Source organism: Wolbachia endosymbiont (group B) of Xylocampa areola (assembly GCF_964028205.1).
GTDB lineage: Bacteria > Pseudomonadota > Alphaproteobacteria > Rickettsiales > Anaplasmataceae > Wolbachia.
The window spans coordinates 252,912-266,999 of sequence record NZ_OZ034771.1 but is presented as its reverse complement, the minus strand read 5'-3'; the positions used below and the strand labels follow the sequence as shown (position 1 = coordinate 266,999).

General features: G+C 33.9%; 13 protein-coding genes. 5 read left to right on the top strand and 8 right to left on the bottom strand.

Annotated elements, in window-relative coordinates:
* Nucleotides 1-15: 15 nt before the first annotated feature.
* Genes ABWU35_RS01235 through ABWU35_RS01225 form a run of 3 tightly spaced genes read right to left on the bottom strand, consistent with a single transcriptional unit; the run spans nucleotide 16 to nucleotide 5,296 of the window.
* The gene (locus ABWU35_RS01235; RefSeq protein ID WP_007302029.1) at nucleotides 16-2,592 is read right to left on the bottom strand and encodes a type IV secretion system protein; all 2,577 of its coding nucleotides are present in this window, start codon (nucleotides 2,590-2,592) and stop codon (nucleotides 16-18) included.
* A complete protein-coding gene (locus ABWU35_RS01230; protein WP_007302030.1) occupies nucleotides 2,585-4,990 on the bottom strand; it encodes a VirB4 family type IV secretion/conjugal transfer ATPase in 2,406 nt (801 codons plus the stop codon). Before ABWU35_RS01230 ends, ABWU35_RS01235 begins: the two co-directional genes overlap by 8 nt.
* A 9-nt stretch (nucleotides 4,991-4,999) precedes the next feature.
* Nucleotides 5,000-5,296 (bottom strand): type IV secretion system protein VirB3, encoded by a 297-nt coding sequence (locus ABWU35_RS01225; protein WP_353276002.1) that lies wholly within the window; start codon nucleotides 5,294-5,296, stop codon nucleotides 5,000-5,002.
* A gap of 64 nt (nucleotides 5,297-5,360) precedes the next feature.
* Here ABWU35_RS01225 and ABWU35_RS01220 point away from each other — a divergent pair, with 64 nt between their 5' ends.
* On the top strand, nucleotides 5,361-6,938 hold the full coding sequence (locus ABWU35_RS01220) for a lysine--tRNA ligase (protein ID WP_264685571.1): 1,578 nt from the start codon (nucleotides 5,361-5,363) through the stop codon (nucleotides 6,936-6,938).
* A gap of 600 nt (nucleotides 6,939-7,538) precedes the next feature.
* Here the strand turns inward: ABWU35_RS01220 and ABWU35_RS01215 are convergent.
* The 4 genes from ABWU35_RS01215 to ABWU35_RS01200 all read right to left on the bottom strand — a co-directional run bounded on the left by ABWU35_RS01215 (nucleotide 7,539) and on the right by ABWU35_RS01200 (nucleotide 10,868).
* A complete protein-coding gene (locus ABWU35_RS01215; protein ID WP_264685570.1) occupies nucleotides 7,539-8,264 on the bottom strand; it encodes an ankyrin repeat domain-containing protein in 726 nt (241 codons plus the stop codon).
* Nucleotides 8,265-8,437: 173 nt separating this feature from the next.
* On the bottom strand, nucleotides 8,438-9,016 hold the full coding sequence (locus tag ABWU35_RS01210) for an RlmE family RNA methyltransferase (RefSeq protein ID WP_007302033.1): 579 nt from the start codon (nucleotides 9,014-9,016) through the stop codon (nucleotides 8,438-8,440).
* Nucleotides 9,017-9,091: 75 nt separating this feature from the next.
* Nucleotides 9,092-9,607, bottom strand: coding sequence for a PopZ family protein (locus tag ABWU35_RS01205; protein ID WP_007302034.1), 516 nt, complete (start codon nucleotides 9,605-9,607; stop codon nucleotides 9,092-9,094).
* Nucleotides 9,608-9,617: 10 nt separating this feature from the next.
* On the bottom strand, nucleotides 9,618-10,868 hold the full coding sequence (locus ABWU35_RS01200; RefSeq protein ID WP_019236672.1) for a TolC family protein: 1,251 nt from the start codon (nucleotides 10,866-10,868) through the stop codon (nucleotides 9,618-9,620).
* A 116-nt stretch (nucleotides 10,869-10,984) separates the two neighbouring features.
* Between ABWU35_RS01200 and rplM the strand changes: the two genes are divergently transcribed.
* From rplM to ABWU35_RS01185, 3 genes are all read left to right on the top strand, one after another.
* Nucleotides 10,985-11,443 carry a 50S ribosomal protein L13 gene (gene rplM / locus ABWU35_RS01195; RefSeq protein WP_006014941.1) on the top strand — a complete coding sequence of 153 codons (459 nt, stop codon included), beginning with the start codon at nucleotides 10,985-10,987 and terminating at the stop codon, nucleotides 11,441-11,443.
* 47 nt (nucleotides 11,444-11,490) lie between these two features.
* Nucleotides 11,491-11,892 carry a 30S ribosomal protein S9 gene (rpsI, locus tag ABWU35_RS01190; RefSeq protein WP_052264863.1) on the top strand — a complete coding sequence of 134 codons (402 nt, stop codon included), beginning with the start codon at nucleotides 11,491-11,493 and terminating at the stop codon, nucleotides 11,890-11,892.
* A 134-nt stretch (nucleotides 11,893-12,026) separates the two neighbouring features.
* Complete coding sequence (locus ABWU35_RS01185) at nucleotides 12,027-12,338, top strand: HU family DNA-binding protein (RefSeq protein WP_007302037.1); 312 nt, start codon at nucleotides 12,027-12,029, stop codon at nucleotides 12,336-12,338.
* Here the strand turns inward: ABWU35_RS01185 and ABWU35_RS01180 are convergent.
* Complete coding sequence (locus ABWU35_RS01180) at nucleotides 12,331-13,038, bottom strand: pyridoxine 5'-phosphate synthase (protein ID WP_007302038.1); 708 nt, start codon at nucleotides 13,036-13,038, stop codon at nucleotides 12,331-12,333. The genes ABWU35_RS01185 and ABWU35_RS01180 overlap by 8 nt on opposite strands.
* A gap of 368 nt (nucleotides 13,039-13,406) precedes the next feature.
* Here ABWU35_RS01180 and ABWU35_RS01175 point away from each other — a divergent pair, with 368 nt between their 5' ends.
* The gene (locus ABWU35_RS01175) at nucleotides 13,407-13,862 is read left to right on the top strand and encodes an Hsp20/alpha crystallin family protein (RefSeq protein WP_007302039.1); all 456 of its coding nucleotides are present in this window, start codon (nucleotides 13,407-13,409) and stop codon (nucleotides 13,860-13,862) included.
* The last annotated feature ends 226 nt before the right edge of the window (nucleotides 13,863-14,088 follow it).

Genomic DNA, 14,088 nt, shown 5'->3' with positions numbered 1-14,088 from the left:
GTTACTCACCTGCGCTCACTCTCCACCTGATTTTATAGATTCACTAGAGGAAGATCCCGATCCCTTATTATCATCTCCACCTCCTCCAATAGCCCCTCTTGCCTTATTTACAGCCGCAGCAGCAACTTGACCAGCACCTCCAGCAGCAGCTTTGGCAGCAGATAAAGCTTTATTCACCATTTGTGCAGGAGTGCTACCTGAACCAAGTGCTGCTCTGTGATTACCAGCAAGCTCAGCAGCCATGCCGGGAAGAACGTTTAAAAAGTGGTAAAAGAGGAATAATACTAAACACAATTTTAATAATTCTCCGATTAGAGAGCTGCCAAACTCCATGTATCTAAAGTCGAATAGACCAAGTATGCTGCTCTTTTTAAAGCTATAATTTTGCATCATACATGCGAGAGTAGTTTCATTTTTATCACATTCCCCATCTTTCAATTTAAACCACTGTTTTTTCTTACTATATGAGATTTCTGCTTGTTTCTTTTCATATGACTTGTCTGGTTGTTCATTTTTATATGACTCGTCCAGTTTAAAATTTAAATTTTTAAAATAGATTTTATCACATGCTATGAACATAAAAGATAGAAATGCAAAGAGGATAACTGGGTATAAACTGTAGGTAATTAACTCTTTTAGCCAACCATCAAAATATCCTTTAGTATGTTGAAACAAAACCATAGGAATGAATAAAGGCGATAAGATGATAATTACACTAAGCGCAACTAAAGATAAGATAAATACATAGCACATCCATAAAATAACCATCATCATCAAAATGGCCATAAATATACAGACAAGAGCTACTAAAATTTGTCCACCAGCGAAAATAATACCAATCACCGAACCTGCAACTAACAAGACAGGAGCAGCGCCAAGCAAGACCGCTAACGTTGCAACACCTCCAGTACCAATTTTGCCACCAATTCCATCTAAAGGGGCACCTAAATAAAATAAAATTCTGCAATCAAGCCTATCCCAAGGTGCAAGATAACTGTAGGATACCTTCTGCCCTGCACGATCGTATTCATAATCTTTACCTGCCTCATAATTACATATATTTTTACTCTCAGATGAAGCTTTAAGCACTATTTCTGATAAGCCGTTCGAAAGTTTTGTTAATTCCCCGTAATAATGAGACATAGTGCTACCTGTCGTAAAGTAAATCACTAAAGCGAATTTAATGATCAACATGTACATTTCTTGCGGACTACGCACTCCACCAGACATAACTTTTATAGAGAACAATATCAAAGCTAAAATTAAGATAGCAGTAACAGTGTTCTTCAGTCTTTTTTGTGCTACAGACAAAAAACTACCCTTAGCATGTCCATTTTTGTCTGTAAGTAAGTTACCACTTGAATCAATACCTGCCACTAAATTATCTAACGACTCCTTAATACATTGCACTATCATAGAAGTTATAGGAATAGGAGATAATGACTTACTTCCCGCTTGATTGTAGCAAGCTTCAGAGACATACTGGCTAAAACAACTGGCATTATTATAACCTACAAAAATTTTTCCCTCTCCTTTCTTTTCCCTTATAATAGTTTTGTAATCTTTGTCCTTATTTTTAGAATCATTAAGATCTTCCTCATATTCACCTGTACCATCTTTATTTTTGAATATCATCACAGATTTTTCACACATAGGAGCAAGTGGGTCAGGTGGCAATTCTGTGCATCCCATATCAACCCCTTGCGGCCAAGGAGTCATTTTGATACCAAGCATTCTCACACTTGCCAGCTCCACACACAATCTGTCCATTTTTTTTACTGCCTTGAATGTTGACCCATGTATGGTTTCGCTTTGTCCTGCTTTAAGAACTTTACATTCCAGATCACCATCAACTTTTGGAGACCATGACCCACCTTCATATCCAGTGTCCTTCTCTCTAACATCAAAGTCTGCTTTTATTGATGTATCTAACCAAAACAATCTGCTAAATGTTAAAGGATTTCTATGGCATACTTCTATATATTCACTGTATTGCACACCGTTTTTTGGCCAGTAATAACCACCAGTATTTTGGTCAGGTATGGAGTTTAAAATGCCCTTCTCTATTTTTCTACCTACTTCTATTGATCCATTTGCCCCATCAAAACATTTAAAATATTCATCTTCCTTTTGATAATTCTTATTTGTGCAATCTGAATATTTTGAGTATTCTGATTTTGAGAATTCGAAATCTTTATACTTTCCATCATGATCACGTGCAACTGGGTGTTTAACAAAACTATGCTCACAAACAACAAGTCCTCCTATCGCCTTCCAAACCCCAACAATTGCAGCTATCATTCCAACGATAACAAGAGCAGTAAATAAACCAGCAGAAGAGACAATCAAAACAATACCAGTAAATATTGCACCAATAGCAATTGCTATCCCAGCAACTGCTGCAGCTGTTTCAAACGCCTTACAGTCAGGATTAGAAGCACGACTAAAGCTGCCAGTAGAATTAAATCTGCTAACAAATTCCGTTTTGTCAGTACCACTTACTGTATCTGCAAACACTGGATACGAGAGCAAAAAATCTATATTTAACAAAAATATCGCAACTAACAGTAATGACAGTTTAGTTTTAAACATTTTTCACCTTTTGATAAAACACAGGCAACCACATCTTTGGATCATCTCCGACTTCTTTCAGTATATCATATAACAATAGAACACTTTCCGCACGTCCAGATAACACGTTGACCACATCATCCAAATCTTTCAGATCTATTCTAGCTACTACAGCATTAACTCCCTGCTTTACTAAAAAGAATCTAGTACTTGGATCTGTGTGTTTGATCAGTATGTACTCACGTTCAGTTAACATAAAAACATCTCGATAGACACTAGTAGCTTTCAGATTTGGCAAAAAAATTTGTGTTGCTGTCTGCTGTACAAGCGTATCACTAATAGCACTTTTACTTGCATCTTCAACACTCTGAGTAGCAAAAACCACAAAAGCATTTAACTTTCTCAGCACTTTCAACCAGTCTTTTATCTTAGGTGCAAAAACTGGATTATCTATTAACGCCCATGCTTCATCAAGAACAATAATGGATGGAGTGCCATCAAGCGATATACTAATCCTATGAAACAAATAAATCAAGACCGGCCCAAGAGCAACAGGATCTTTTAGCAAGCTAGCCATTTCAAAGCCAAACACTCTTGCTTTTGAAAAATCTAGCAAATCTTCTTTATTGTCAAATATTGCAGAATGAGAGCCATCATCATGCCACATAGATATTGCTCCAGCTAGAGTATCAGGGCCCGCAAGTCCTAAAAATGGTACAAGATTTCTCAAAAATCTGTCTTCTTTTTTTAATTTAAAATTTCCCTCAATTGCATCATTAATTCTAGCAATATCTTCTGAAGTGAATTTATCGTTGTACACTAAAATTAAAGATTTTATCCATTCCATCAAAAATGTTTTATTATCAGGAGTATCGTCAAGTTGCAGAGGATTAAAATTTGTCTTAGTTCTTGGTTCTATTATAGTATAGATACCACCAAGTGCTCTTAAAAAAATTTCTGCACCGCGATCTTTATCAAAAAAGAATATTCTTGGAGAAAATTTCATTGCTTGAGCACATAAAAAATTCATTAAAACAGTTTTGCCAGCACCTGTTGGCCCAATTATCATAGTATGTCCAACATCCCTTATATGAAAGTTGAAGAAAAATGGAGTGCCAGATGTTGTATCAAAAACTGTAACAGCATCTCCCCAGTGGTTATTGAATTTTTTACCAGTAGGATAATTATGTTGAGATGCAAAACCGGCCAAATTAAGACTACTTATTGTACCTTTTCTTACTATATAATCAAAATTACCAGGAATTTGCGCCCAAAATGCTGGTTCTAAATTAACCCTCTCACGAACAGGATAAACACCACAATTAGAAAGCTCCGATTCAACCAATGATAAAGCATTGTCCAATGATTTAGGGCTTTTTTCTATACATAAGATAGTTAAATGGTGTTCACCAAACGCAATTTTACCACTCATTGCATCATCAAGCGCATGAGAAATTTCTGCTATTTGAGAAATAGCTTTATCTGCAGATTGTATCATACGATTTTGCTGTATCTGCATTTTCGCAATTGCCATTTGCCTATTTGTAAATTGAAAAGACTGCGTGATAATAAATTCATAAGGAAGTTGTAAAAAAGAATCAAGCATTCCTGCGGAAGTATTATTTCCATATTCTTTGATACTAACTATTCCAGCATATTTACTTTCATTATGAGTCACAACCTGTATCATCTTATGGCCAAAAAATAACCTATGAACTGGTAAGTATCTTGATATTTCAGTTTTTAGTGGAAAAAGCGTATTTGTAACAAAGCCACAATTTACAACTCTAGACAGAAACTCCATTATTTCACAAAACAGTCCGTTTGGAGTTTCTTTTACTCCAAGGACTTTAGGCGAATAATTCCTAAGGCTTGTTACTATACGATTTGTCGTTTCCTCTAAATCTTCATAGGTATCACGCATATCACTTTCCCAAGCATGTTTTGAAGTTACATGCCCAAATTTTTTCAGTAGATGTGATAAAAATTCTACTCCCTTTGTATCTGCCCTACGAATAATCGTAATGTATAAATCATTAATAAAAGATTGCCTAGTTGCGTGTTTTTCTCTCCATTTTAGATTTACATGGTTAGCAAAAAAATTTGGTAAACTCTGATTTGCAAATTCATCAGAAAAAATATTTTTCTTACGTCTGATGGTATGAAAGTACAAACTAAATGCTGGAGATGAAATGCTTCTTAGCATCTGATTTCTGATATTATTTTGTATCACCAAGTCTTCATCATCGGCCGTTTCAAACGCAAAGCCATTTAATTTTATAAATTTAACTAACCAATTCTGCTTTGTTATCAAGGTTGTACTATTCCAATAGCAAGAATAAGGTATAAATTCGGCAGCGTGAACCTCTCTACTTAGAATAGATTTATTCTTTGATTGAATAGCTCTAAATCTCAACATTGCATAACATCAAGTAATGTCATAAGAATTGGCTCCATAATAAAACCGATTTAAACATTTGGAACATTTTCCCAACTTTACCATAAATAACTCAATAAACAACGGTTCCTTTGCAGAAGCTATATAGCCAAGTCCATGTATACCTGGTAACATCAGGAGAATTACTCTAAGATCATTTGTATTAATGAAAATTAGCATGCAAATTAGAACGTTTAATATTGCAAACATATAACTCACACCAAAGAGCATTGCAGGTCTTGTAAGACCTTTAAATAATTGATTCGTTTGTATGCTGCCAGTAGACATATCTTTAACCTTCTAATAAGAGCTCTAACACTAATACTACATCATTAATTAAAAATCTATTGAAATGAATAGCACTTTAGGTAAGATAATTAATTTAAATTCAATGATTATAAGCTGGCCATTTCAAGAAGCAGAAAAAATACTACAAGAATTCCCTAATAAAAAAGAGATAATATTTGAGACTGGTTATGGTCCCTCGGGTTTACCACATATTGGTACTTTTGGGGAAGTTTTTCGTACCACAGTTATTGCAAACGCTCTAAAAAAAATAGCTCCTAGTATAAAAACCAAAATCATTGCAGTTTCCGACGATATGGATGGTTTGCGAAAAATACCAGATAATGTACCAAATCAGGAAATGCTAAGAGAGAATCTGAACAAGCCATTAACCATGATACCTGACCCATTTGGCACTCATGAGAGTTATGGTCATCACATGAATTCGTTGTTGTGTAAATTTCTTGATTTGTTTGGATTTGAATACGAATTTAGGAGTGCAACAGAGTGTTATAAATCTGGCGTTTACGATGAAAAACTTTTACTCCTGCTGAAAAATTATGATAAAGTGATGGACGTAATGCTTCCATCATTTCGGGAAGAAAGGCAGCAAACCTATAGTCCATTCTTGCCGATATGCCCAAAAACTTCCCAAGTTTTACAAGTTCCAGTAATTGAAACAAATACAGATAAAGGAACAATCACGTATGAAGACCCAAACGGGGGAAAAATAGAAGTTCCAGTGACAAAAGGAAAATGTAAACTGCAATGGAAACCTGATTGGGGGATGAGGTGGTCTGCATTCGGAGTTAATTACGAAGCTCATGGAAAGGATTTGACTCCATCTGCTGTGCTTTCAAGTCAAATATGTAAAATACTTGGAGAAAAGCCACCGCTTTTGTTTTGCTATGAGTTATTTCTTGATAAAGAAGGAAAGAAGATATCAAAATCAAAAGGAAATGGTATTTCAATTGAGGAGTGGCTAACTTATGCACCCACAGAGAGTTTAGCGTTATACATCTTTCAGAGTCCTAAAAAAGCTAAACGTTTATATTTTGATGTGATACCAAAATCAACTGATGAATATTTAGAGTTTGCTAAGCGTTACAATGAGAGTGAAGAAAAGGATGTAAATAGCCCTGTATGGCACATCCACCAGGGTAAAGTTCCAAGCGTAGAAACTTCAGGCATAAATTTTTCGTTACTTTTAAACCTGGCAGCAGCTTGTAATGCTGAAAATAAAGAGATTCTTTGGGGTTTTATATCAACTTATGCACCAAACGTTACACCAGAAAGCAACAAAATGCTAGATAGGCTTTCGGATTTTGCAGTTAGGTATTATCACGACTTTATTAAGCCAACAAAAGCGTATAAAGCTTCAAACGAAAAAGAGAAAGAAGCGTTACTAGATTTAAAGAACAACCTACATTCCCTGCCTATTACAGCCACTGCTGAAGAGATTCAATCTCAGGTTTTCTCCATCGGAAAAAAACATAATTACAATAACTTACGCGATTGGTTTCAGTTTTTGTATGAAACATTACTTGGACAAAAAAACGGTCCTAGAATGGGATCTTTTATTAAGCTTTATGGGATAGATAATACAATCTCTCTTATAGAAAGTGCTACTGAACGTACACTTTAGAGTTTACCTTCTTCCATTTGAGCCCTCTAGTTTTATTACTTGACAAACCTTCCCACTCTCCTTATTATACTGATAAAGGTATTTATCCTTGTTTTTGGGCTAAACGACAAAATTCAGTAAAAAACTCAGATATTTATTGGCAAATTACATAAAATTATAGCGGCTTTTTTTATTTTTTCTACATTCAGCCAAATCGCGCTTGTTAGCACATTATCAATTTAAATTATTAAAACTCGCTATATGGGGATTCTTTTGTCTTTTTTTATTTAGTAAATTTCTTAATATTTGTAGCTAAAGTAATTTTAGAGAGCCAGCGCGTGACCAACCTGGTCAGTTTTCTGAATACCAGTACTGGGATGACAAGAAGAGAGCTGACTTGAATGACACCAAATGGACACTGAGACAGAGGCTACTTGAATAATATTTCACCATGTCATTCCAGCACTTGATGCTGGAATCCAGAAGTTTTTTTGAGCACAAAAGTTATGCTAAGTTTTTCTTGGTAAGAAACCAGTGTCAGCTACTTGAATGAAACTATTTTGGATGAAAATCAGTGTCAGCTACTTGAAAAGGAAGAAGAGACTTCTTCCTTCTACTTAACTACACTGTTACACTTGACTTTGAAGAAATTTCTGATTGTAAATCAACTCCATTTAGCTTCTGACCAGGACTTGACTTTGCTTTTGCAATAGCGTCCTTTAACTCATCACAAGGCTTATACACTTCATACGTAATACCACCAGCAACAAGTCCTGTGAGTACAGCAGCAGCCACAGCTATCCCAGCCATAGCACCTACTGATAATGACACACCAAAAAAATATGCATAAGTAACTACTATAGCAGCTATACAAGATGCAATAATAAATATATGAGCACCCAAGTCTACTGCTTTCCCAATTGCTTTTTTAGTAAATATTTCTGCCAAATTTTTGTTACAACGACTTTTTACTAAAGGATTAGCACCGGCTTCTAATAGAGCTCTTACTATCTTGTGATGACCTTTATCAACAGCTATATACAAAGGAGTTTTTCCAGATCCATCTTGAAAATTAACATTTATACCTTTTACTTCTAATAGAGCTTTTACTACATTTTCTTGATTATATAGACATGCTACATTTAATAATGTTAATTCTTTTTTGTTATAATCATTATTTTTACTAAATTCATAATTCATATTAAAAGCTTTCTTCTCCCACTCTTGATAAGCAGGGGGGTCTCTTTTTTTTAGTTCCTCTTTTATTTTTTCAACTATGTTATTACCATTCAAATCATTTTCACGATTTACTGTACTTAATATCTTTTTCAACAATGCTAAATACATATAAAATTCTCCTATAATAATAATATACTTTAATTATCATATACTTAAGCAATAAAGTCAAGAGTTTAATTAATTATCATAAATATTTAAACAAGAAAAAGGGGCTTTTGTGCGAGCGTTATTAATCTTCAGTTTAATAGGATAAGATTCGTCAACATTTCTGTAAGTACCTGCTATACAGAATAGTTGCCACCAATAAAGCCTAAACTTACTAAATACATTTCTGTAGATTCAGATCTACTTGACTTTGGTTTGAAGTATCTTACTGTTTTAAACATTTTTTTTAGCTCATTGCAGAAATCTTTATCAGACTCTCCTTGAAAAATTTTTACTACAAATTTGCCATCATGATTCAAAAAATGCTTTGCAAAATTGAGCGCTGCTTCGCATAAAAGCATAATTCTGATATGATCTAACGATTTTAAACCGCAAGATTCTGGTGCCATATCAGATAAAATTACATCAAATTTGTGATCCTTGAATTTTTCTCTTAAAATTTCAAGTTCGCTGATAATATCACACTGTATACACTCTACTCCACTAATTGCGTTTATTGGTTTTATGTCAACAGCAATCACACTCGCTCCTTTCTTAGATGCAACTTGTGACCATCCACCAGGAAAAGCGCCAAGATCAATAATTTTTTGCCCTTGTTGGAGTAGTTTAAATTTATCGTCTATTTCTATTAACTTATATGCCGAGCGCGATCTATAACCGTCCTTATTGGTTTTTTGCACATACTGATCATTCAAATGGCGATGTAGCCATCTTGTTGAAGATAACTTTCTACCTCTAGCTGTTTTTACTCTGGTCTTTATACTAATAACCTACTTATTATTGATTATATCTTTGAGCTCTTTTTCAACTACTTCTTTTACCAATGCATGTAGATACTTATTCAGCCACTCTGAAAGCTGAGGTTTTAAAAGAGATACAACTAATTCTTCAACAGTAAGATCCGCTCTTTTTTGTTGTTTATGCCGTAGTTCGCTTTGCATCTTTTCAAGCAATGTTTTAATTTCCTCCATATTTTCTTTTAAAACTAAATGCTCGTTACTTTGTTCTTGATAGCTCACTTTGTTATTACTCATTTGGATATTATCATACAAATTTTTCTCTTCTGAGTTGTAACTATTAAATTGGTTATTCATTTTCTCACTTTGGCAATTATTCTCTTCTTCACTATTTTCTTTTTCTTCGATGTCTTCTGGGTACTCCTCTTCAAGGCATAATACGTCATCATCTTCATCTATTATTTCTGCTCTATCACCACTTGGATTTTTACCCGATATAGCTTTTTTTATATCTTCTAGTATATCTTTTACAGATTGATTATCGCTCATACCATTAAATTTAAAGGTTTATACTATTTATCATAAAAAGCAAGTTGTAAACACTAATTACATAATTGCTTTTTGCCTGAATTAGATCGGAACGTGCTTTAAATAGTTCATCTTCAGTATCCAAAAGATCAATTGTGCTCTTTAAATTTAAGTTTACTTCTTGCGCAACTCCTTCCAATGCTAAAGCTGCTGCTTTTTCTGCTTCTTGACTTGCTTTAATAATAGCTTTTGCTGTCAGCACGTTATTCCAAGCATTTATAACTGCTTGTTCTATATTTTTTACTGCTTCGTAATAATCGTAAGTGGATTGTTTTGCATCCATTTTAGCTCTACTAACACCAAAAACATTAACTCCTCTTTTAAAGATCGGAATATCAAGAGTAAAGACAACATTCACATTTTCTAGTAACGTGTCCAATTTTATATTGTCCTTTCCAAAATTTTTACTTGCGCTTAGATTCAAAGAAGGAAGCCACTTGGAAGTTTCAGCGATCACTTCCATTCCGGCTGCTCTTTTTTGATAAACTGCTGCTTTTAGGGACAAGTTATTAGTTTTTGCTAATTGTAAACATTCATTTAATTCTGGTATAGAAGGTAGTTTACCATTAGTCTCGTGAAGATTATCAGCATCTTCACCAATTAAATGATAGTAAGCAATATTAGCGAGCTTTAATTCACCTTCAGCATCAACTCTTTTGGATATAGAAGATGAAAATTTTGCTTTTGCGAATAAAACCTCAGCATTAGTAACTTCTCCAAGAGAAAAGCGTTTTTTCATAGCTGACAAATGTTCTAAAGAAACACGTTCTTTATGTTCTCTCAGTTTTAATATTTCTGCCTTTTGTAAAACATTAACATATGCTTTCACAGCGCTGAGTGCAACTTCTTGCTTTGACTGCTGAAATCTAATTTTTGCTGCTTTAAGAAGATGACTTGATCGGCTAAATGTAGCAAAAGTGCCCCCACCGTCTATTATTCTTTGGCTTAATGTTAGACGCTTTCCAGAGTTTTGTCGATCGTTAATAATATTAAAATTACTATCGAAATTATATTGTAAATTAATGTCAGGTAAAAATCCAGCCAATCCAGAAGATTTCAGCTGTTTTTCAGCACTCTTATATTGGTAAAACTGAGACTTTATTTTTGAGCTGTTTTTGATAGCTTTGCTTATGGCTTCTTCCAAATCGATTGCATAGCAACCTATAGTACCAAAAGCAATTATAAGTATAATAATCAATCGAAACATTTTGCTTTCTAGCATGTTGTTTAAGTTATTAGCATAAATTACTTTAATAATCAATAACTAATGTTGTAACTAATGTTGTTGACACTATCAAGCAACTCAGTGTATCATAATCTACTGTTATGTATTGATATATGAAAACTTTTTTCTTAAAAGAGAAACAAGTCGATAAAAAATGGCTTGTTATAGATGCAGAAGGATTAGTAGTAGGAAGGCTTGCAGCGTTTGTAGCAGCGCTATTGCGTGGAAAGCATAAGCCTGAATACACACCTCATATGGATTGTGGAGATAATGTAATTATTGTTAATGCAGAAAAGGTACACTTTACCGGAAAGAAACTTAAAGATAAAATCTACTATAGGCATACAGGTTATTCTGGTGGTTTAAAGAAAACTACTCCAGATAATATTTTAAATGGCAAATTCCCTGAGCGTGTGATAAAAATGGCAGTAAAAAGAATGCTTGATGATGGTCCTATGGCACGTAGACGGTTTGAAAATTTGTATGTTTATTCTGGTTCAGAACATAAGCATCAAGGACAGCAACCTGAAAAAATAGATTTTGCCTCTTTAAATCGTAAAAATAAGAAATAATGGAGTAAAAAGTGAAAATAAATAATAATGATCAGCCAAAAAAGGCAATGATTGACTCACTTGGTCGTTCATATGCCACAGGTCGAAGGAAAGAATCTGTAGCAAGAGTATGGATAAAGCCAGGAAGTGGAAAATTTAGTGTTAATAAAAAAGATGATTTAATTTCTTATTTTAAAAGAGAATCAGTGTGTCAAATGATTAAAGCGCCATTCATAGTAACTTCTATGTTAGATAGGTATGATGTGTTTGCAACTGTAAAAGGTGGAGGACTATCTGGCCAAGCAGGTGCCTTAGCTCATGGAATAAGCAGAGCTTTAAGTAGTATAAGTCAAGATCTACACTCTATATTACGTAAGGGTGGATTCCTAACTAGAGATTCACGTGTTGTTGAGCGTAAGAAATATGGTCAACATAAAGCTCGGAAAAAATGTCAGTTTTCTAAGAGATAGTGATGTTTTTTGTAAATATTGTATAAATATTTGTGTAAAGCTTATGATGTTTCCTATTTTTAGAGTAAATTTAGTTGACTATTAGCATTAGCATAATATGCTATTTATGTGATTTTTCAATATTAAGGTAATTTATGAGTAAAGAAGATATAATAAACCGACTAAAACAAGATTGTGTTAGTCAGAATATAGACATAACAAAATCTGATTTAAGTAATGTTCATGACATGTTTATGGAAATGATAAAGGATCAGCTAAGTCGCAAAGGCGAAATACGTCTACATGGAATAGGTACATTCTCTACTGTTATAAATAAGGAGAGAAAATGCCGTAATCCTCAAAATGGTGAGATTATGACCGTTCCTGAAAAGACAAGGGTAAAATTTAAAATAAGCCAAACTCTTTTAAGTATTTTAAATAGCAAGCAAAAAGTATTATCTACTTAGATATTGTCATTTTCATCTTTTTAGTTACACTATGTAAGCCATGAAATATAGCCTCGCTGATTAAAGAATGGCCTATATTAAGAGCTGAGATGTGAGGTATCTTTTTTATTTCTTTAGCGTGTTTATAATTTATGCCATGTCCTGCGTGGCATTCTATTCCTAGATTATTAATGTATTCTGCAGAGTTAGTAATAAGTTTTAATTTTTCCTCTGATGGATTATCACAGTAATCCCCCGTGTGAATTTCTATTATGTCAGGCTTTCTTTCTAGCTTCTCAAGATATTTTAGTTGATTAATATTTGGATCGATAAACAGTGAGACTTTTATGTCAAAGCTATGCATTTCCTCTATTATACCAGAAAGTTTACTGTGCATATTCACGATATTCAGGCCACCTTCGGTTGTTAATTCTTCTCTTTTTTCTGGTACTATACAAATCGAGTAGGGTTTTACTTCTTTTGCTATTTTGAGCATTTCTTCCGTAGCTGCGATTTCAAGATTTAACTCAGTGCTAATGTTTTGTTTTAGATTGAATACATCCTCATCTCTGATATGCCTTCTGTCTTCTCGTAAGTGTACGGTGAGAAAATCTGCTCCAGCATTAATAGCTATTTTTGCTGCTTTTAATGGATCTGGATAAGAAGCTCCACGTGCGTTGCGAAGGGTTGCAACGTGATCAATATTAACGCCCAATTTCACAATTTACCTCAAAAATTATTTATAAATTATACATATTATTAGATCTTATGCATGTCATTGTTTAATGCCATAGCTGAAAGACGGAGCTAGCAGTTATACTAATTCTCATTGTTGACAAGTCAAATAAGAAACATTCAAAATTGTTTGATTGTGGAAGTGGAAAGAGAAGTAATAAATTTGCATACACTTGCCCTTTTTTACAGTTAATCTAGTTTATAGAACTACTCGTGGTAATCCAAATAAGATTTTTTTCATAATCAGGTTATAGTAAACGGGGAAAATTTTTCGCATCTAAAAAATTTTAGATTTAGGATTGAAATCAATAAGTGGAGTGATTATGTAGTTCATGTATTAGTAAAAGGTACAACATGAGTAATATAGTTCATTTAAATAAAAACAATAATCGTGATAATTTTAGTGTAAGAGGGTTACAAAGAGCCGTTGATGACATATTTGATAGCTTTTTTACAGGATGGAACCCAGAGCTTTCTAAAAGAGGCAGTAGCCTACTACCAGTTTGTGACCTTTATGAAACAAAGGAAAGCTATTGCCTATCATTAGAGTTACCAGGTATTCCTAAAGAAAGCATAGACATTAGTATATCTGGCGATAACTTAATAGTGAAGGGTGAAAAAACATGTGATAATGAATCAAAAGATAAGCAGTTTTACCACAAAGAAAGGTACTATGGTTCTTTCTATAGATCTATTCAACTTCCAACAAATGTAGAGCAAGATAAGGTATCTGCCAACTTTTTAGATGGGGTATTGCATGTAACCATACCTAAATCAGAGAAACACATCAAGAAAATTGATGTAAAGTAATCAGTAAGTAATAGCAGGCTTCTGACCTTGAGGCTTGCTATTTTAATATCTGTTCAGCAGAGTGGCAAAATAAGGTAAACGAGAAAAGACAACTAAATGAGTGTCATGAAAGTAGCTGATGCTGGCTCCCTTATGAAGGTGTCATCTTAGCATCCAGACACTGGTTTTTTAATTGAAAATGTTGTCTTGTTTGTGATAAATTTTGCTGGATGCCAGTGTCGAGCAC